Annotated in this window: 14 protein-coding genes and 1 tRNA gene; 11 read left to right on the forward strand and 4 right to left on the reverse strand. The window is 64.3% G+C overall.

Annotated features, from left to right (window positions below; translation table 11 throughout):
- Nucleotides 1–44 precede the first annotated feature (44 nt).
- From VJ923_RS10775 to VJ923_RS10820, 10 genes are all read left to right on the forward strand, one after another.
- A complete protein-coding gene (locus VJ923_RS10775; protein ID WP_326441347.1) occupies nucleotides 45–1,526 on the forward strand; it encodes a helix-turn-helix transcriptional regulator in 1,482 nt (493 codons plus the stop codon).
- Nucleotides 1,527–1,690: 164 nt separating this feature from the next.
- Nucleotides 1,691–3,520: an FAD-binding protein gene (locus tag VJ923_RS10780; protein ID WP_326441349.1), complete on the forward strand. Its 1,830-nt coding sequence runs from the start codon at nucleotides 1,691–1,693 to the stop codon at nucleotides 3,518–3,520.
- A gap of 160 nt (nucleotides 3,521–3,680) precedes the next feature.
- Complete coding sequence (locus VJ923_RS10785; protein WP_326441393.1) at nucleotides 3,681–4,019, forward strand: hydrogenase maturation nickel metallochaperone HypA; 339 nt, start codon at nucleotides 3,681–3,683, stop codon at nucleotides 4,017–4,019.
- Nucleotides 4,020–5,114 carry a 4Fe-4S binding protein gene (locus VJ923_RS10790; RefSeq protein WP_326441351.1) on the forward strand — a complete coding sequence of 365 codons (1,095 nt, stop codon included), beginning with the start codon at nucleotides 4,020–4,022 and terminating at the stop codon, nucleotides 5,112–5,114. It begins immediately after the preceding gene.
- 242 nt (nucleotides 5,115–5,356) lie between these two features.
- Nucleotides 5,357–6,697, forward strand: a complete 1,341-nt coding sequence (locus tag VJ923_RS10795) for an isochorismate synthase (protein ID WP_326441353.1) — start codon at nucleotides 5,357–5,359, stop codon at nucleotides 6,695–6,697.
- A 214-nt stretch (nucleotides 6,698–6,911) separates the two neighbouring features.
- A complete protein-coding gene (gene menD, locus VJ923_RS10800) occupies nucleotides 6,912–9,086 on the forward strand; it encodes a 2-succinyl-5-enolpyruvyl-6-hydroxy-3-cyclohexene-1-carboxylate synthase (protein ID WP_326441355.1) in 2,175 nt (724 codons plus the stop codon).
- 127 nt (nucleotides 9,087–9,213) lie between these two features.
- Entirely contained in the window at nucleotides 9,214–10,077 is an 864-nt protein-coding gene (locus VJ923_RS10805) for an alpha/beta fold hydrolase (RefSeq protein WP_326441357.1), read from the forward strand.
- Between the two features lie 575 nt (nucleotides 10,078–10,652).
- The gene (locus VJ923_RS10810; protein WP_326441358.1) at nucleotides 10,653–10,931 is read left to right on the forward strand and encodes a hypothetical protein; all 279 of its coding nucleotides are present in this window, start codon (nucleotides 10,653–10,655) and stop codon (nucleotides 10,929–10,931) included.
- A gap of 189 nt (nucleotides 10,932–11,120) precedes the next feature.
- Nucleotides 11,121–12,701: a sodium:solute symporter family protein gene (locus tag VJ923_RS10815; protein WP_326441360.1), complete on the forward strand. Its 1,581-nt coding sequence runs from the start codon at nucleotides 11,121–11,123 to the stop codon at nucleotides 12,699–12,701.
- A 251-nt stretch (nucleotides 12,702–12,952) separates the two neighbouring features.
- Nucleotides 12,953–14,614, forward strand: coding sequence for a Na+/H+ antiporter NhaC family protein (locus VJ923_RS10820; protein WP_326441362.1), 1,662 nt, complete (start codon nucleotides 12,953–12,955; stop codon nucleotides 14,612–14,614).
- A 166-nt stretch (nucleotides 14,615–14,780) separates the two neighbouring features.
- Here VJ923_RS10820 and VJ923_RS10825 read toward each other — a convergent pair whose 3' ends face one another.
- The 4 genes from VJ923_RS10825 to VJ923_RS10840 form a co-directional block, all read right to left on the reverse strand.
- Nucleotides 14,781–15,266, reverse strand: a complete 486-nt coding sequence (locus VJ923_RS10825) for an Rrf2 family transcriptional regulator (protein WP_326441364.1) — start codon at nucleotides 15,264–15,266, stop codon at nucleotides 14,781–14,783.
- Between the two features lie 227 nt (nucleotides 15,267–15,493).
- Nucleotides 15,494–16,906 (reverse strand): NRAMP family divalent metal transporter, encoded by a 1,413-nt coding sequence (locus tag VJ923_RS10830; RefSeq protein ID WP_326441366.1) that lies wholly within the window; start codon nucleotides 16,904–16,906, stop codon nucleotides 15,494–15,496.
- A gap of 9 nt (nucleotides 16,907–16,915) precedes the next feature.
- Nucleotides 16,916–18,283, reverse strand: a complete 1,368-nt coding sequence (locus tag VJ923_RS10835) for a magnesium transporter (RefSeq protein ID WP_326441368.1) — start codon at nucleotides 18,281–18,283, stop codon at nucleotides 16,916–16,918.
- A gap of 245 nt (nucleotides 18,284–18,528) precedes the next feature.
- Nucleotides 18,529–18,605, reverse strand: a tRNA-Arg gene (locus VJ923_RS10840).
- A 224-nt stretch (nucleotides 18,606–18,829) separates the two neighbouring features.
- Between VJ923_RS10840 and VJ923_RS10845 the strand changes: the two genes are divergently transcribed.
- Nucleotides 18,830–20,257: a citrate/2-methylcitrate synthase gene (locus tag VJ923_RS10845; protein ID WP_326441370.1), complete on the forward strand. Its 1,428-nt coding sequence runs from the start codon at nucleotides 18,830–18,832 to the stop codon at nucleotides 20,255–20,257.
- Nucleotides 20,258–20,445 lie beyond the last annotated feature (188 nt).

Raw genomic sequence — 20,445 nt, forward strand, 5'->3', positions numbered from 1 at the left:
GGCGGCTTCCTGCCTGCTATAATTTCCAGGGCAAAGGAGGGCTTGTGGGGGATATCGACGTACGGAAGATCATGGCCGCAGCCTGCGCGGGCTTCGGCATCGTCCTGGCGTGCTCGCCGCTTTCCTCCGCTGTGGAGGTGCTCGTATCGTTGGGGCTTCTGACCACGGGTATTGGGGGCTGGGTCGATCAGGCGGTGTTCGCGGTCTTCTTCATCGCGTCAATGGGGATCCTTGGAGCGCGCGGGCGGTCGGGGCTTCGCTTGGCGGCTGAAAGCGGTCCTGGCACCATTGCGACGCTCCTGTTGATCGAGGGTGGCATTGTCCTTGTCGGCGCAGCTGAGCTCTTCAGCGGCGAGCGGCTGGCAGTGGATGTCGTTCTGACGCTCGGTGCGGCTCTGCGCGGGGTGGGCGTGTGCATTCTCCTTGCCGCGTGGATGGAGCTGTTCGCCCTGCTCTCGCCTTACGTGCGCCATTTCGGCACCTCTCTTACAGCTGCGTTGGGCTTCTCGGCCGTGCTTGCGCTTTGCCTCGGCGCCCTCGCTGTCGCATCGAGTGGGGCGGTTGTAGCGGCGATGGCGGTACTCCCCGTTGCCGATGTGGTCTTGCTGCGATGGTGCGCCTCCCCGCTGTCAGCTCAGCTGCAGGAGCGCTCGTATCCCAAGGGGCGGGTCAACATGCCCGCTCCCACCTTGCTTATCATCGGGTCGTTCGGCGTGTCCCTGGGCGGAACGTGGGTGGTCGTCTTCGCCGTTCCCAATTCCATGACGGCACTCTGCACGTGCCTGGGCTTTCTCGCGGCGAGCGCCGCGCTTATGGTGGTGACGCGCACGGTGGCCCGAAGTCGCGAGTACTCCTTCGGTATGCTCTTGCGCACCGCGACGTTTGTCTCGGCGGCGGCTTTTCTCGCTCTTCCCGTTCTGTGGCCCTCCTGGCCCGATGCCGCTGTCTTTGTCATGGGCTGCGCTTGGGCCGTGCAGGTGTTCGCCTTTGCCTTCATGCCCGTTCAGATGATTGAGAAGCTGCCGGTGGGGCCTATGAGCCTGATGGCCGCGGGCTCTCGGGCCCTTGGCGCCGGGGTGGTCGTGGCGTCTATCGTGGGCGGAGCGGTGGTGGCGGCGTTCGGGCCGACGACGCGCGCCCTTGCCGCAGTCTCCCTCATCGTGTGCCTGCAGCTTCTTCTGTCCGCCATGCTTATGCCGCCGCGGGCCATGGATGCGAGCGCCTTGGGCATCCACTCGTACATGGAGCGCGAGACTCCCTTGGAGCGCCTGCAGCGCCGCTGCCGAGAGGTGGCCGGCCGCTGCGGCCTGACCGACCGCGAGGCCGAGGTGATGCTCCTTTTGGCCCAGGGCCTGAGCCGGGCTCGCATTGCCGAGGAGCTGGTGGTGTCCGGCGAGACGGTGAAGACCCACATCAAGCACATCTACGAGAAGCTGGGCGTTCACAGCCTGCGGGAGATGACCACACTCATAGAAACGGGAAAGCGCACCGAGGACGAGGCCGCCGACCAGCGCCTCCCCCATTAGGGGGAGGGCCCCGAACGTGGCAAATCCCGCCTCCTAGGTATGGCGCGAGAGCGGGCGGTGCAGTTCAATCCTCCGTGCCGGCGGGCGGCGAGCCGCTCGCCGGCATTCCGGCTCCTTGCCGAGGGAAGGGAGCTTCGGTACAGGCAAAAAGGAGGAAAGAACTCATGTCAAAGTCAACATCATTGAGCCGTCGCGGATTTTTGGGACTCGCCGGCGCGGGCGCGCTGGGCGCAGCGGGCCTGGTCACCGTGGCGGGGTGCTCGCCGGCGGCCGACGGGGCCGCTTCGGGGAATGCGGAGCTTGCCGCCACGGCAACGAGCGAGGCCGATCCCATCGAGCCGGCGGCAGTTCCGGATGCGTGGGACGAGGAGGCGGACGTCGTGGTCGTCGGCACCGGCGGCGGCTTGGTGGGCGCCGCCTACGCGGCGAGCGTCGGCAAGAAGGTCGTCGTGCTGGAGAAGTCGGCATCGTGGGGTGGCAGCTCCAAGGAAACGGACATCTTCTCGGTTATGGGAACCCAAACCCAGCAGGCTATCTACAACGCCCTCGCCGAGCAGATGGAGGCTGCGGGCCAGACTGAGGCCGCCGCTCAATTCGCCCAGTTCGGGTCCCTCGACCCGCAGATGCTGCGCGCCCAGTGGAAGAGCACGTTCTACACTAAGCCCAACGGAGGCGATACCGGGGAGCTGCCCACCGGCGAGGAGGGCCCGCGCGCTTGCGCCGCCGTGCAGCCCATGCTGGACACGCTCGTGCAGTGCATTCCCGATTCGGTCGACTTCATGGCCGAGATCGGTGTTCCGTGGGGTCCGGTGACCCAGGAGGGCCCGGCGGGTTATCTGGCCGGCGTGTGCCCGGAGGGGTCTGAGGCTGGCGGCATCGTCGCCCGCGCCAACTACGACGCCTTCGAGGCTGTGTACGACTACTGCGTCGAAAAGGGCGTCATCTTCCACTTCAACACCCCCGCCACGGCGCTCATCGCCGATAACGGCGCCATCGTGGGCGTTCAGGCCGAGGGCGAGGTTGGAGCGGTCCGCGCGGGCGATGGCGTGATTCTCGCCACGGGCGGCATGACCTTCAACGAGGACCTTATGCGCGAGTACTGCCCGCACGTGGCGCATCGCTGCATGAATTCCACCACCGCCACCTCGGATACCGGCGACGGCATCCGCATGGGCCTCGGCGCGGGCGGCGTCATCTCGGGTTACGACTCCGCCTTCATTTTCGATGGCGGCGTGGATTGCGGCAGCTGGGGCCGGTACCTGTACAAGGGCGACGTGCAGTTCGCCCGCCAGCCGTGGATGCTGGTGAACATCAAGGGCGATCGCGTGCCCTACTACCCGGTGACCACCCTCGGCTTTACGAAGCAGGCGGGCATTCACATGCAGAACCCCGGCGCGTGCAGCTACGTGGTGGCCGACTCCCATTACGACGAGATCATCAAGCGCTGGAACGAGGAAGGCACCAACCAGCTGATCTGCCGCAACCCCATTACGCGCGAGCGTTGGGCCGAGGCCGGGGATAACGTGGAGCGCATCGGCGGCATGACCGACGAGGACTATACCATCGGCATGCAGGAGGCCATCGACGGCGGCTGGCTCATCGAGGCCGACACCATCGAGGAGCTTGCCGAGGGTCTGGGATTTGCGCCCGACGTGCTGGCCGAGGCGGTGGAGAACTGGAACGCGATGTGCGACTCCGGCGTGGACGAGCTGTACAGCTATGCGCCGGAGTGGCTGAACAAGGTGCAGGACCCGCCGTTCTACGGCATGAAGGTGGGTGGCACCGTGCTGGGCACCATGTGCGGCCTGACGGTGAACCCCGGCATGCAGGTGCTCGACGAGCGGGCCCAGCCCATTGCCGGTCTGTACGCAGCCGGATGCACCATCGGCGGTCTCGGTGGCGACGCCACCTACGGCGATTGCCGCAACCCGGGCGGCGGCGTGGCCATGAGCTGCGGCACGGCCTACCAGGCCGCCAAGACCATCTGCGGCTAAGCGCCATTCCCTGTGGCGGTGCGGCTGCGGTCGCACCGCCTTTCTAGAGCGGGTCGCCGCCCCGGGTTCCCCTCCCTCGGGGCCGGCGACCCAAGATGCCGCCTTGCGCTTGCCGAAGGCGGCGACCCGATGTTCGAGGCAAGGAGAGCCTGTGCATGAGATGGCGGTTGTGACGAGCATCCTCGACGCCGTGTGCGAGCGCGCGCGAGAAGAGGGGGCTGCCAGGGTTGTGTCCATCGACCTGCGCATCGGCGAGATGCGCGACATCCACGCGTCCCTGCTGCAGAAGTACTTCGACTTCTTCGCGCGCGGCACCCTGGCCGAAGGAGTCGAGGTGACGATGGAGATGGTGCCCCTGCGCTTTCGGTGCGACGTGTGCGGCCGCCGCTACGACTACGACTTCGACGAGGGCGCCCCCACATGCGATGAGCACCCCGGGGCGAGTGTGACGGTTGTTTCAGGAACCGAGCTGGTCATCGAGAAGATAGGAGTGATGTGAATGGCAAGGGTCAACCAGTACAAACGGCTCGTCGAGGCGCTCGATAACGTGTCCACGGGCTTCCCCTCGTTTCTCGGCATCGAGCGAATGGGGCTGAAGAAGATATTCACCGAAGAAGATGCCAAGGTGTTCGCCGACATGATCCCGCGCGAGTACCAGACGCCGGCGCAGTTCGCGGCCAAAAACGGCAGCGACGAGAAGTGGGCTTCGGAAAAGCTCTACGATATGAGCAAGCGGGGGCTCATATTCCGACGTCGCACCGAGGCGGGCGAGGGCTGCTACGAGTACTGCCAGTTTCCCTTCGCGTTCGGCCTCATCGAGTTCCAGGGCGCGGGTAATCCCGACAAGAGCTACCTGCCCTACATGGGTGCCTACGCGGGTCTTTCCAAGTACGGCGAGGGACTCGGCGCCACGATGCCCATGTACCGCAGCGTCCCCTTCCGCAAGGAAATGGTGATCGACAACAAGGTGCTGCCCTACGACGACATCGAGGAGGTGCTGGCGCGCCACGACCGCTTCGCCGTGGCCGTTTGCGTCTGCCGCGATATGCACGGAGACAAGGGATGCAACCATCCCCGCGAGACCTGCATCATTACCGACGACATGGCTGATTTCTACGTTGAGAACGAGATGGGGCGTGCCATATCGCGGGAGGAGGCTCGGTCGATTCTTTTGTCGGGAGAGGAGGACGGGCGCGTTATCCAGATCACCAATTCGAAGAACGCGGAGAACATCTGCAGCTGCTGTGCCTGCGGTTGTGCCATGATGAAGATCGCCGGTCGCTTCACCCAGCCTGCGGGGAAGCACTGGGGCAACTACCATGTCGTCGTGAAGGACGGGGACGCTTGCGTCGGCTGCGGGAAGTGCGTCGGTGCCTGCGGGTTCAACGTGCTCAGCCTGGCCGATGGAAAGGTGTCGGTGCCCGAGGATCTTTTCGGGTGCATGGGCTGCGGCCGATGCGTGTTCGAGTGCAAGACGGGCGCCATCAAGCTCGCCCAGAAGCCCGAGTCGGAGCTCTACGAGCCGCCAGAGGACCTGATTGCCGCTCACAACGCCTGGCATGAGATGAAGGTCGAGCGCCGCGCGGCCAAGTAGGGCGAACCTATCGGTGGGGGCGGAGGGCAGTTCGCCTCCGGCATCGCCTTCCATCCGCCCCGATGCGATACCGCTTGTCTGCCGAAGCGCGTCGATGGCCCCGCCAGCCTCCCCGGCGGGGCCATCGACGCGCTTTGACGTCTGCCCCCTCGTCAGATCGCGCGTCGGGCATTCCCGATAACCCGCTTAGGCCGAATGGTAAAATGCTTCCGCGAAAGTAAGCGAGGCGAGCGAGGCGGAGCATGACCCGAATTTACACGTGCAATGTGCCCATTGAGGCTGATGTGGTGGATGCGTTCTGCTGGCTGCAGAAGGGGTTCACCGACCAGTTCGTGTACTACGACAAGCAGCATCCGACGCGCTATCTGGGCCTGGGCCGCTGCATTGCGCTGCCCAGCTTGCGCGATGTGGAATACGAGTACGGCGAAGGCAGCCCGCTGCATGAAGTTGCGGCAGGGGGCGGAGAGGCGCCGGCCGCGAGCGCTGATGTGGATTGCGGCGCGACGACGGCGGCTGCCGGCGAGGCCGACCAGCCGCCGGTGTTTTTCTCGTTCAATCGTTTCGATGCCACCAACCCGGCCCCGGCTGACGAACTCATGGCGTCGTTTCCGCGCTTGCGTTTCATGCTGCCGGAAATCGTGCTCATCGAGAACGAGCGTGGACGCTTTCTGCAGGTGAACTCGCTGGGTCCGGTGTATCCCGGCCGCGTGGAGCGTTTCGTGCGCATGGTGGCCGCCGCCCCGCATCGCCAGGCGGTGACGATTCCGTTTACGCTCGAGCCCGATTCCCGCGAGGCTTGGGGCGTGGCCATGGAGGCGGCTCTAGGCGCCATTGAGGCTGGGCGCGTGAGCAAGGTCGTGCTGTCGCGCCGCAAGCGCCTGGTGGCGGAGCACCCCTTCTCTTCGAAGGACCTGCTCGTGAACCTCATCGACGGCGACGCGCGCGGCACGGTGCTCCTGTATCGCTACGCCGATGTGTTCTTCTGCGGCTGCACGCCCGAGCTTCTAGTACGCAAGCGGGGCGACGTCGTGGAATCCATGTGCCTGGCTGGCACGTGTCCGGCGGGCGCCACGCCCGAAGCGTCGACGGTGTTGGCCGAGGAACTCGTGGCCGACGGCAAGAACCGCGCCGAGCACGATTACGTGGTGCAGCTCATCCGCGGCGTGCTCGACCGCGTTTGCTACGACGTGGATGTGCCTGCGGTGCCGGGCATCATGACGCTTGCCCATGTGCAGCACCTCTACACGCCCGCCCGGGCCCGCGCGCTGGCCGGCGTGACGCTGTCCGAGCTGATGGAGGACCTGCATCCCACGCCCGCCGTGGCCGGAACGCCCGTGGGCGAGGCGAAGATGCTCCTGCGCTCCATCGAGACCTACAATCGGGGCTTTTACGCGGGGGCCTGCGGCTTTGTGGACGGTGCCGGCGATGGCGAATTCTCCGTGGCCCTGCGCACCGGCGTCTTCGATGGCGAGATGGGCTACGTCTATGGCGGCTGCGGCATCGTCGGCGAAAGCGACGTGCAAGCCGAATACGACGAGATCGACCTGAAGCTGCGCACCATTCTCTCTGCTTTCGGCGCGTAATACCCGCGTTCGACCTGCCGGCGCGGGTCTAGGGTTTGCGTCGCCGGCCCTCGCCCGCTTTCCGAAAACCATGCAAAAGTATGGTCTTCTGCTCCCAAACCATGCAGAAGTGCCCTCAACTTCGGTTTTTCGGGGAGCAGAGTATGCAAAAGTGCGGTTTGCGCCATGCCGTCGCGCTATCATGGATGCGATATCTTCGTGAAAGGAAGTTCCGATGCCCTTCAAGACGACTCATCAGCAGGATACGGCGCTGTTTGTGGCGGCTTTTTTCGATGAACTGGTGCGCTGGGGCGTGCGCGAGGTGGTGGTGAGCCCCGGCTCTCGTTCCACGGCTCTGGCCATGGCGGCCTACGAGCTTGAGCAACGCCGCCCGCAAGATCTGCGCGTTTATGTGGATATCGACGAGCGCGGCGCGGCCTTTCTCGGCCTGGGCCTGGCGAAGGCGAGCGGGCGTCCGGTGGCGCTTGTATGCACCTCGGGCACGGCATTGGCGAATTACTATCCGGCGGTTATCGAAGCGGAAACCTCACGCGTGCCGCTTATCGTGCTGTCCGGCGACCGTCCCCCGCAGCTGCAGGGCCTTGGCGCGCCGCAGACCACCGACCAGCTGAAAGCCTACGGCGATCATGTGCGTTCTTTCCGCGCCATGCCCACGCCGCGCGGCCGCGATCGCGATATTGCCTTTGTCCGCCAGGCTGCTCGCGAGGCGGTGCTTGCTGCCATGGGCCCCACAGCCTCGGTGGCTCCCTACGAGGAGCCAGCTTCCGTGAAGGAAAGCGCCCGCGGAAGCGCCGGAAACGGCGGTCGGAAAGGGACGGGAGTCGCGGCCGTCGCGGCCCCGATCGGCAAGCACGCAGCCGTTCCGGCCGACCCCGATGCCACCGTTGCGCTGCCCATGGACCCTTCAGCCACGGTGGTGTTGCCCGCGCCTTCTGCGCGGAACGATTCCGATGGTGCCGACGATTTCGCGGACGCCGCCGCAGGAAAGGGCGCCGCATCCTCCCAGCCCGTCTTCTACAACGAGGCCGGCGACATCGTGAACTACGACCCGACCGTGCAGGTGGCGTCTCGCGCCTGCATGCATCTGGCCGGCCCCGTGCACGTGAACTTCCCCTTCGACGCCCCGCTCAAGCCCGATTTCGCGGGCGCCGACCTGCAGGCTATGCAGCGTGCCGCCCGCGATTGCTTCGCCTTGGGCGCGCGCAACGTGAGCGCCGCCGCCAAAGACGGCCTTGCGCTGGACCTCGGTCCGCTGATCGGCCCCGACGGCACCATCTCCGCAGCCAATGTGGAAGCCATCGAGCGCCTGCTTTGGAAGCGTCCGACCGTGGTGGTGGCCGGCGAGGGCACCTGCGAAACGGTGGCCGAGGCCGAAGAGGTGCTCGCCTGGGCCCGCAAGTTGTCGCTGCCGGTGCTCGCCGACCCGCTTTCGGGTCTGCGCTCCATCGACGACCCGCTCATCATCGACAATTACGACAACCTTTGCGCGCGGCTCGATTGCCCCGTGCCCGAGGTGGTCATCCGCTTCGGCCGATATCCCATTTCGAAGAGCGCCTGCGCGCTGCTAGAGCGCACGCGCCCGATTTCCCTTGTCGTGGATGCCGCCGAAACCCGCGATTTCAATGCCGCTACCGACGTGTTCGTGGGCACCACGCCTCTCGGGTTCATCCGCAGCGGCTGGCACGCTGAAGGTCGCAAGGCCCAGCGCCGTTTCGCCGAATCTTGGGTGGCGGCCAACGACGAGGCGCGCCTGCGCATTCTCGCCGTGGAATGGGACGGCGTCACGGCTCACGATTCCGAGGCCGTCGAAGGCGCCTACGTGCGCTCGCTGCTCGAGCTCGCTCCGGAAGGCTCGTGCCTGTTCTCGGCGAACTCCATGAGCATCCGCGCTCTGGACACTTTCTACGTGAAGGACGGAAAACCCCTGGCCCTTATGGCGAACCGCGGCCAGAACGGCATCGACGGCGTGGTTTCTACTGCGGTCGGCGTTTCCCAACATTTCACCCAAACGACGTTCCTCACGGGCGACTTCACCATGCTTCACGACCTGAATGGCCTGGCGCTGCAGCGCGAGATGCTGCTGCAGCACGCCGACGGCGAGGCTCCGTCGCTCGTCATTGTGCTTCTGAACAACAACGGCGGCGCCATCTTCGACATGCTGCCTCAGGCGTCCGACGACCCTTATTTCGATCGCCTGTTCCTCGCGCCCCAGGACGTGCGCTTCACGGAAGCCGCCGCCGCCTTCGGCATCCCCTCGGCCAGCGTGCACACGGTGGGCGCCTTCCGCAGCGCCTACGAGCGCTTCCTCGGCACGCCGGGCATCAGCCTCATCGAGATCGCCCTGCCCCTGCGCGGCGTCCGCGACCGCTACGCGCCCTACCAGCGTTAATGGGGATCGTGCTTGGAAGTGGCGGATTGTCCCGCGGGTGCCGCGAGGCGTTTTGCGCCACAGCGGGGATTCGCCCGACTGCGAGAGCCTTAAGAGTGGACGGAGTGTTTCGAAAGAGGTGCGAGCTGTGGAGTCAAAACGACGTGCCGAAGCCTTAGCCCCCTGCATCTTTCTGCATGGCTTCGCACAGACGCCCGCTACCTGGGACACGGTGGCGAGTGTTTTGCGGGAACGCGGGCATCGCACGTATGCGATTGACTTGTACCGCCAGGCGGACCGAACGCTTCCCGAGCTATGCAGCTATGTAGCTGAGGCGGTTGAAAAAGTCGCCGAGGTTGAGGGCGCGCCCGTGCTCGTCGGCTACTCCATGGGCGGCCGCATTGCTGCTGAGACGCTGGTGCGCCACGGCTGCGAGGCGACGAGCGACGAGCGTCAAAGCCCCGCCGCCCCGCTGCCCCTGGCGGGTCTCGTTCTGGAAAGCGCCGGGCTTGGCCCCCGCGACGAGGCGGAACGTGCCTCTCTGGTCGACCGCAATGCTGCCTGGGCGCAGCGCCTTCGCGATGAGGGCGTGGAATCCTTCATGGACTGGTGGGAAACCCTGCCGCTGTTCGCCTCGCAGCAGTCCCTTTCCCCGGAGGCTCGTGCCGCTTTGCGCGCAGAACGCACGACCTATAGCGCCGATGAACTGGCCCACAGCCTCGAGGCCTGGGGCGCACACCACCAGTCACTTGAGTCCGAGACCCTCGCCGCTCTCGCCCGACTTCAGGAGCGCGACGTCGCCGTTCTCTATGTCGCCGGTTCCCTGGATGAGAAATATGCCGCCGTCACCCATAGGGTATCGGAAGCCGGGCTTCGGACAACGTTCATTTCTGACGCTATCCAAACGGCGCTCATCCCCAACGCGGGACATAACGGGCACATGGAACAGCCGCAATCATTCGCTTCTCTTTTGGCATCATGCATGGAGTCGCGCGAAGCCCCAAGCAGGTAGTCGGTAGCATGGAGTCGCGAGAAGGCCAGAGCGGACCGCTAGTCGGCGACTTGGAGTCGCGAGAAGTCCAAAACGGCCATATTTGCCGCAGCTCAGAGAAAACTGGGCAAATAATGCGGATATGGACATGCGGGAACCTTGTTTCTGCCAAATAAAGCGGGTATGGACACGATTCAGAGTCGCTCAGTGTCCATACCCCTTCTTTTTGGCATGAATTCTGGAGGCGATGGCAAATATTTCGCATTTGGACAAAGCTGCGATAGCAACGCGCCAATCTTGGAGGCCCGCAATGGCAGCTATCTCAGGATTGGGAAGCGCAGTGCAGAAAGCGTAGCGCAGAGGGCGCAATGAGGGAAGCGCAGCGCGGAAAGCGTAGCGCAGAGAGCGCAATGAGGGGAGTGCAGGGCGGAGGCCGTGGCGCAGAGAGCGCGTCGGATCAGGCTCGGAGGGTGCGACCGTGAAAGCATGGTGGGCCCGGCAAAGCGCGCCCCTTCTTGCCGCTGGGCTGGCGGGCTGGCGCAAGTTTGGCAAATATATGACTCGCAAACTCTCTTTATTGTGCTAAAGTGTCCGCCATGACGTTCGTTATGGGACATAAAAGCGGGATGGACGACGCGGCGCTCGCCGTGGCGAGTCAGCATATCGCCCAGCAGTCGCGCAGCGAGGCGGCTTGTGCCGTCATGAGCGCCCGCTGGGCCGAGCAGTCTCTCTGCAACGCCGTGGCCTGCGCGCTCATGAGCGCCCACAAGGCCGCGCAGTGTATCGCCGAGGCCGCCCGTGCCGTTGCCAGCCAGCACTTGGCCCAGCAGTCTCAGCGAGTCACCTTCCCCCAATTCGAGTTTCGATACCAATAGCACACGGGTTTTCGCCCGTGGCTATTTTTTTGTAGCCGCAGGCGAAAAGTCGTGTGCGCCTTGCGTGTCGGCTCTCGAGGCGAGGGTCGAAGGCGGAAGGGGAGCGCGCTTCCCTTCCCAGACGGCTGCGAACCCGCAGGGCCGGGCAGCCGTCGGAAGTATCCGCACGATGAGAGAAAGCAGAAGGAAATGATCGCGAAAATTCTCCTGGTAATCGCCTTTGTGGCCGTGGCGGTGGCCGTGGGCATCTACTGCCGCCGGCACACGGGCACCGTTGATGGCTTCATCCTGGGTGGCCGCAGCGTGGGTCCGTGGATGAGCGCCTTCGCCTACGGCACGAGCTACTTCTCTGCCGTGGTGTTCGTTGGCTACGCAGGCCAGTTCGGCTTCAAGTACGGCATCTCGGCCACCTGGGCTGGTATCGGCAACGCCATCCTGGGCAGCTTGCTCGCCTGGTGGGTCTTAGGTCCGCGCACCCGCGAGATGACCCATCGCCTGAAGGCCTCCACCATGCCCGAGTTCTTCGGCAAGCGCTACGATTCCCGCGCGCTGCGCATCGCGGCGGCGGCCATCATCTTCGTGTTCCTCATCCCGTATACCGCGAGCGTGTATAACGGCCTGTCGCGCCTGTTCGGCATGGCCTTCGCGCTGCCCTACGATGCGTGCGTCATCGGTATGGCGGTGGTCACCTGCATCTACGTGGTGCTCGGCGGGTACATGGCCACGGTCATGAACGACTTCATCCAGGGCATCGTTATGCTCTTGGGCATCATAGCCGTCATCGTGGCGGTCATTCTGAACAACGGCGGCTTCTCCGAGGCCATCGTGTCGCTGTCGCAGATTCCCGCCGAGGGAAGCGCTATGCAGGGGCCCTTCGTCAGCTTCTTCGGCCCCGACCTGTTCAACCTGCTCGGCGTGGTCATCCTTACGTCGCTGGGCACCTGGGGCCTGCCGCAGATGGTGCAGAAGTTCTACGCCATCAAGACCGGTCCGGCCATCAAGCAGGGCGCCATCATCTCCACCATTTTCGCCTTCGTGGTGGCTGGCGGCTCCTACTTCCTCGGCGGCTTCGGGCGCCTCTACGAGGGCCAGATCGAGTACGCCGCCAACGGCACGCCGGTATACGACTCCATCATCCCCACCATGCTGTCAACCCTGCCCGATGTGCTCATCGGTCTGGTTATCGTGCTGGTGCTGTCCGCTTCCATGTCCACCCTGTCGTCGCTGGTGCTGACCTCGTCGTCCACGCTGACCATCGACTTCATCAAGGGCAACCTCATCAAGGACATGTCCGAGAAGAAGCAGCTGTTGTGGATGCGCGGCCTGCTCGTGGTGTTCATCGCCATCTCGGCGGTTATCGCGCTGTTCCAGTACCACTCCAGCGTGGTGTTCATCGCCCAGCTCATGGGCTACTCGTGGGGCGCGCTGGCCGGCTCGTTCCTCGGCCCCTTCCTGTGGGGTCTGTACAGCGGGCGCATCTCGAAGGCATCGGTGTGGTGCTCGTTCGCCGTGGGCGTGGGGCTCACCGCTGTGAACATGGGCCTGGCGCTGTCGGGCGGCGTGCCGCTCATCGCGAGCCCCATCAACTGCGGAGCGCTGTGCATGATCATCTCGCTGGTGATCGTGCCGGCGGTGAGCCTGTTTACCCCGGCGGTGCCCTTCCAGATTAAGCCGCCTTCGCCCGAAAGCGCCATCGACCGCGAGTACGATCGCGAGGTGGAGCAGGAGATGCTGGAAAGCGCCAACGCGGGAGCCGCTGCCGACGTGTAGGGCGGCACATCGCTGGACTTCTCTTGTCATAAGCAAGAATGCCGGGCCTTTGGGCTCGGCATTCTTGCTTATGCGCTCAAAACATCCCCGTTCGCAGGGGATTTCATGACCAACTCGGATATACTTTACGAGTCTTACACCAGCAGGCCGGGAGCAGGGCACCTTGGAAGCGCTTGCAAGTTTTACGCTCCGAAGGCGGGAACAGGCGCTTTCCGCGTGTCATGCCCCCGGCCCCCTCAGGAAGGAAGGTCATGGAAGGGTTCGAACTTATCGCCACGGGGCTGTGGTCCATCGTGCCGCCGATTCTGGCACTGGCGCTCGCCCTCATCACGAAGGAGGTGTACTCCTCGCTGACCATCGGCGTGTTCACGGGCATGATTATTTACCAGTTCACCCTGAATGGAGCCGGCGGCGAGCAGCTCATCGCCTCGTTCACCATGGTGCCCCAAATGATGGCCGAGCAAATAGCCGGCAACGGGGCGCTGCTCTTGTTCCTTGCGCTCTTGGGGGCACTCACCGTGGTCATAGCCACGGCCGGTGGCTCCCGTGCCTATGCCGAGTGGGTCACCACCCGCGTGAAGAGCGCCCGCGCCGCGTCCGTCCTGACGGCAATGCTCGGCATCATCATCTTCGTGGACGACTACTTCAACTGCCTTACCGTGGGCGCGGTCATGCGCCCCGTGACGGACAAGTTCCGCGTCAGCCACGAGAAGCTCGCCTGGATCATCGACTCCACGGCGGCCCCGGTCTGCATCATCGCGCCGGTGTCCTCGTGGGCCGTGGCCGTGGGCGGCTATATGGGCGAGGACGGCTTCAACACCTTTGTGGCCTCCATCCCCTATAACTTCTACGCCCTGCTCACCATCTTCTTCGTCTTCTTCATGCTGTTCTTGGGCAAGGACTTCGGCCCCATGGCGGCAGCCCAGGACGAGGCCGACGGCCGCATCCCCGCCGAGGGCTCGGCGCTTGAGGCCGTGTCTCTCGCGCGCATTGCCGACAAGGCTCAGGTCGATCTGGAAGGCGCGCCCAACATCCCCACGGTGGTCACCGAGGAGGGCGACATCGACGACGCCGCATCGGGCGCCATCGAGGAGTATAAGGGCCTGAACATCTCCGAGCGCGGCACCATTTGGGATTTGGTCGTGCCCATTCTCGTGCTCATCGTGTTCTCCATCCTGGGCATGATGTACATGGGCGGCTTCTTCAGCGGCGTCGACTTCGCCACGGCTGTGGGCGAGAACCCGGTCATGGGCCTGTGCATCGGCGCGTGCGTGGCGCTGGTATGCACCGCCATTATGTTCCTGCCGCGCAAGCTCATGAACCTCGGCGGTTTCGTGGAGGCCATGTCGGAGGGCGTGCGCTCTATGATCGGCGCCATCATGATTCTGGTGCTGGCCTGGTCGCTCGGCGGCTGCTGCCGCTACCTGCTCGGCACCGGCGAGTTCGTGTCCGGATTCCTGAACGGCCTGGGCATAGGGCTCGACTTCCTGCCGGCGGTCATCTTCCTGGTGGCGGCGTTCATCGGCTTCTCCATGGGCACCAGCTGGGGCACCATCGCCCTCATCCTGCCCATCATCATCGGCGTGTTCGATGCGGCCGACCCGCTGTTCCTCGTGGCCGTGGGCTCGGCGCTGGCCGGTGCAGTGTACGGCGATCACATCTCGCCCATCTCCGATACCACCATCCTGTCCTCGGCGGGTGCGAAGTGCAACCATCTGCGCCACGTGGCCACGCAGATTCCCTACGCCACGCTGGTCATGGTCGTGTGCTTCATCGGCTACCTCGTCGCAGGCTTCACGAAAAGCCCCTGGATCTCTTTGGCTCTCGGCGTGGTGCTCATCGTGGTGGCCGTGCTGGTGCTCGCGAAGATGGAGGCTGCGAAGAAGGCTGCTTCGAAGACCGCTGCGGAATAAGGCGCCAGATTCGGCATGTTCTGCCAACAACGAACCTGCTGATATCAGCAAGCGAAGGGACCCCGATTGTTCGGGGTCCCTTCTGCGTTTGCGATCTGATCTGACGTCGCCCGTGCGTGAACCGCCGCGGGGACGGCCTTGAGCTGCCCGCGCGCGGATGCGCCTCTTAGGCCGCGGCCGCCGATTCGGCGAGCAAGCGCTGGCTCTCGGCGATAAGGCGTCCGGCTAAAAACTCCTTGCCCATCTTCCCATCGCGCGAGGCATCGAGCAGCATCTGCAGCGTGATGCTGTCGAAGTAGGCGTCGTAGCCGGAAAGAACCAGGTCGTAGGCTTGCTTGATGCCCTGAACCATGGAAGCGCCGGCGCGGTCCTTGCGGCGGGCGCGCGTGGTGTCCTTGGCGTCGTCGTCAAGGGCGTTCACAACCTGCAACAGCGTGATCTTCGAGGGCTCGTCGGCCAAACGGTATCCGCCATGCTTGCCGGGCCGTGCCTCGATGATGCCGGCGTTGCGCAAAAGCTGCGCGAGCTGAATGAGGTAATCACGGGGAATCGACATGTCCTGGGCGATATCTTTCGACGAGCAGGTTTGCCCCTGCGCGGCCAGGTACAAGACGGCGCGCAGTCCATAATCAGTCGATGCTTTGAGTTGCACTGCAGCCTCCTTACATTTCGACGCCTGCAGGCCTGCAGCAGGTGCTCCATCGACGCGAACGGACGGCTCGTGCCGACGTTGCGTCACCTGCAAGCGTGCCGGGGGCGGTCTTCTCTTTGCCTCCCGACACTTGCAGTATGTCCCCCTAGGTCTCCAAATACAAGGGATGTACCAAACGATGAGCGCACCGATTCGCTTACGTAAACCCGCTGTTGAATTCGGCGCGCTTAAGCCAGCCCCATTACCTGCATTACGAGCAGCGCCACCGTGAGGGCGGCCACCACGCCGACGGTGGCCCACAAAAGCACTTTCGACACGCGTCCCGAACGGTATTCGCCCATGATGTACTTGTCAGCGGAAATGATGGCCATAAGCGCCAGCAGAATGGGCAGGATCACGCCGTTGACGAACTGGGCCGTGAGCATCATGCCGAGCAGGTTGACATCGGGGATGAGCACGACCACCGCCGAAAACGCGATAACGAAGGTGAAGATGGACTTGAACGTGGGGGCCTCGCGCCACTTGAAGGAGACACCCGCCTCCCAGCCGAAGGCCTCGCAGATGACGAAGGCCGTGGTGAGCGGCAGAGCGCAGGCCGCCAGAAACGACGCGGCGATGAGGCCCACGGCGAAGAGCGCCTCGGCATAGGGGCCCGCGAAGGGCGCGAGCGCCGCGGCGGCGTCGGCGGCCGAGTCAATGGTGATGCCGGCGGGGAAGAGCACCGCGCCGGTGGTGACGATGATGAACCAGGCCACCACGCAGGCGGCGATGGTACCAGACACGGCGTCGGCCTTCTGGGAGAACAAGTCTTTGGGGGTGAGGCCCTTCTCCACGACGTTGCTCTGGGAAAAGAACATCATCCAGGGGGCGATGGTGGTGCCGATCATGGCGATGACCAGCGAGATGAAGCTCACGTCGCCGACGAACGTGGGCACCACCGTGTCATGCAATGCCTCGTCCCAGTTCGGCTGGGCGAGAAACGCCGCCACCACGTAGGTGAGAAACACGAGCGACAGGCCGAGAAACACTCGCTGCACCCGCTTGTAGGAGCCGCCTACCACCAAAAGCCACACGCCCAGGGCCGCCAGAGGCACGGAAAGGTACTTCGACACACCAAACATCTCCATGCCCGAGGCGATGCCGGCGAACTCGGAGAAGGTGGTGGCCACGTTGCCCACGAGCAGGGCCAACATGGCGAAAGCAGCGATGCGGATGCCGAAGCGCTCGCGGATGAGCGCGGCGAAGCCCTTGCCCGTAACGGCGCCCATGCGCCCGGCCGTAGTCTCCACCACGGCCAGCAGCACGCACATGATGGGGATGACCCACAAGGTGCCGAAGCCGAAGTTGGCGCCGGCGGTGGAGTAGGTGGAAATGCCGCCGGCGTCGTTGCCGGCCATGGCGGTCACAATGCCCGGGCCCATGGCGGCCAGAAGCAGCATCAGCTTCGACGGCTTCTTCGCAGCGCTGACGCCGACCTGCTCGCCCTCGGGAACGCCGGTCTCGGCAATTTCCTCGGCGGCAAGGCTGCGCTCGCGCAGCTCGGCGCTGGGGTGCACGGTGTCGTGGGCCTCGCCTTTGGTGAAGGCCTTGGGGCGCACGGTGCGCATGCCCTGGTTTCCGCTCGTCTTCTTCGCGTTCATGGCGAGCCCCTAGTAGTGCAGGCCGCCGAGATGCAGCGTGCCGGCCAGCTGCAGCAAGATGATCGAGTACAGGAACAGGCCTATGAGCACCGCCACGGTGATGCCCGCGATGGAAAGCGCGCTCATCTTTGTCTTGTCGCTGGACACGTCGTCCTCGATGGCGTCCCAGGCGTCATCGGTGGTCACGATGCCGAGCAGGGTGCCGTGCTCGTCCACCACGGGCATGGCGGGAATATCGTACTTGAAGATGTCGGCCGCCACGTCTTCCTCTTCCTCGGAGGGCAGGCAGCTGATGATGTCGTCGAACATGATGTCGCCCATGAGGCGGTCGGCGTTGAAGAGCACCAGCGTGCGCAGGGAGTTCACGCCTAAAAGCTTGCCGTACTCGTCGGTCACGTACACGTAGTGCACGGTGGGGTGGTCCTCGGGCAGCGCGCGCAGTACCTCGATGGTATCGCCCACGGTGGCCGTTCTCGGCACGGCCACGAACTGGGTTGTCATCATGCCTCCGGCGGTGCCGTCCTTGTAGCCCAGAAGGCGCCGAATCTCGGCGGCGTCCTCCACGCCCATGAGGCGCAGAAGCGTCTCGGCCTTCTCGTAGGGAAGGTCACGCACGATGTCGGCTGCGTCGTCTGGGTCCATGTTGCCGATGAGCTCGGCGGCCCGCGCATCATCCAAGTCGTCGATGAACTCGGCCTGGTACTCGTCCTCCATCTCGGAGATGGCCTCGGTGGCCTGGGCGTCGTCCAGGTGCGCGAAGACGCTGGCGCGCTGCTGGGGGTCCAGCTGCTCCAAGATGTCGGCCACGTCGGCGGGATGCAGCTCGTCCAGGCGGCGGTGAGTCACCGATAGCTGCACCTCGGACAGGTCGCGGTCCAGAAGGTCCATGTAGTTCCAGGCAATCAGCTGCTCGTCCACCTTCTTATGGAAGAGCTTCGCCACGTTCACCACGGCCTTCTCCAGCAGCGGGTGCAGCCCGCGCAGAATGCCGCGCACGCCCACCTCGGCGCCGAGCAGGCGCAGCTGCGTGCCCGACTGCGACAGCTTCAGGTCGTTCACGCGCACGACCTTGAGTCCCTGGGTGTCCACGATCTGACGATCCATGAGGTCGCGGGCCAGCAGCACCTCGTCGGGCTGCAGGTAGCTGAAGCGGATGTCATGGGCGTCCACCGACAGCGTGATGCCGTCCTCGTCGAAGGTGTCCACGTACTTGCGCCACGAGATCATGAAGGGCACGCGCCCGGGACCTTGGAAGGCCAGGCTCGTAATGCGCGGGAAGACCTCGCCGGTGGAAATAGCCAGGTCAGATATGGTGCCGAGGCGCTCGCCCGTGGCATCAACCACCGGCTCGCCGATCATTTGAGAGAGATAGAGCATACTTGTTCCTCCGTGCAGCGGGCGCGCATCGCGGTGGCAGGGCCTGCGCCGGGTTTGGGCGCGAAGCGGATTTGTCAGCGTGCGAAGATGCGCGTACAGCAGTCGTCTCTTCCGACTACTGCCACGAAGGAAGAAGCCGGAAGCTTACATACTGTGAGGTTTCGATTTTCGAACCTTCACGGCGTTCCTTTCATTCCGGCCTATAGAAAAAAATAACCGCGTGAAGCGGTTTCTGCTGGTAAAAGTGGTGCGCCGTGAGGGATTCGAACCCCCGACGTACTGATTCGTAGTCAGTCCCTCTATCCAGCTGAGGTAACGGCGCACTTCAAAACAGCAACGACTATTAAACCATCACCCCTAAGGCTTGTCAACGACAATTTTCAACTTTTTTGAAAGTGCATGACTGAGCGGGCGAATGGCCCCGAATCGAGCGTCGCCGTTCGCCGCGGGGGTGGCGATGCCCCCGATGCGGCACGGCGGCTGCGGCAGGGGCGCGGTACAATAGCCGAATACCGCAAGAGGCCCGCTTTCGAGGGAGGAGCCCCTATGGCTATGGAAATTGACGAGGCCGTCATCCGCGTGGACAACCACGCCGACATCGACGGCACCGAGCCCATTGAGATCAGCGACGACGAGGCCTTCCGCGTGCGCCTCTATGAGAACTTCTACCAGGTAAACGCCATCGACCCCGAGCATTACCGCACCCACGACGTGAAGCGCGGCCTGCGCAATGCCGACGGCACGGGCGTGCTGGCGGGCATGACGAACGTGTCTAACGTGCACGGCTATGTGGTGTCCGACGGCGAGAAGATGCCGGCCGAGGGCTCGCTGCGCCTGCGCGGTTACGACATCTACGACCTGCTGGGCGACCTGGACCCGTCGCGCCGCTTCGCCTTCGAGGAGGTGGCCTACCTGCTGCTCATGGGCGAGCTGCCTACCCGAGAGCGCCTCGACCGCTTCGTGGAAGTGATCGATTCCCAGCGCGAGCTGCCCGACGGATTCACGGCCAGCACCCTTATGGTTGACACCTCGCCCGACCTCATGAACATGATGGCGCGCTCCATCCTGCGCCTGTACGCCGCCGACGAGTGCGCCGAGGACCGCTCGCCCGGCCACGAGATTCACACGGCGCTGTCGCTCATCAGCCGCCTGCCGCGCATCATGGTGCTGGCCTACTACGCCAAGCGCGCGGCGTTCCACCACGACTCCATGATCATGCACCGCTTCGTGCCGGGGCAGTCCACGGCCGAGACCATCCTCTCCATGCTACGCCCCGACCGCGCTTTCACGCCGGAGGAGGCGCGCATGCTGGACATCATGCTGTGCCTGCACGCCGAGCACGGCGGCGGCAACAACTCCAGCTTCACCACGCGCGTGCTGTCGTCGTCCGACACCGATCCCTATTCCACCTATGCGGCGGCCTTCGGGTCGCTGAAAGGCCATCGCCACGGCGGCGCCAACCACCAGGTGCGCGCCATGCAGGCGGAAATCAAGCAGAACGTGAAGAACTGGGAAGACGACGACGAGGTGGCAGCCTATCTGGCGAAGATCGTGAACAAGCAGGCTTACGACGGCACGGGGCTCGTGTACGGCATGGGGCACGCGGTGTACACGCTAAGCGACCCGCGCGCGGTTATCGGCAAGCGCTTCGCCGAGCAGCTGGCCGCTGGCACCGAATACGAGGCCGAGCTGAACCTGCTGAAATCCATCGAGCGTTTGACGCCGGAGGTGTTCGCCCGCGAGAAGGGCTCCACCAAGGAACTGTGCGCGAACGTGGACATGTACTCGGGCTTCATCTACTCCATGATGGGCATCCCGGAAGATTTGTTCACGCCGCTGTTCGCCTGCGCCCGCATGGCCGGCTGGGCCGCGCACCGCTTCGAGGAGATTGCCGCCGGCAAGCGCATCATCCGCCCCGCCTACAAGAACACCGTCCGCGGTACCAAACCATATGTGCCGATTGAGCGGCGGTAGGGAAAGGGTTTGCGCTGCGAAAGTGAAGAGGTTGCGAGCTGAGCGCTAGCTCACCTGCTCTTTTCTGGAGGACGCCCGCCTGAAGCGACAAACGTTTCGGGCAGGCGTTTTTTGCGTCAGCTACAGCTTCTCTGCATAGATATTCCAGCGAACACGGGTTGGCGTTGATGATGGCTGCAATCGGGAAT

Source organism: Adlercreutzia shanghongiae (genome assembly GCF_035830635.1).
In the GTDB taxonomy this organism is placed as follows: Bacteria; Actinomycetota; Coriobacteriia; order Coriobacteriales; family Eggerthellaceae; genus Adlercreutzia; species Adlercreutzia shanghongiae.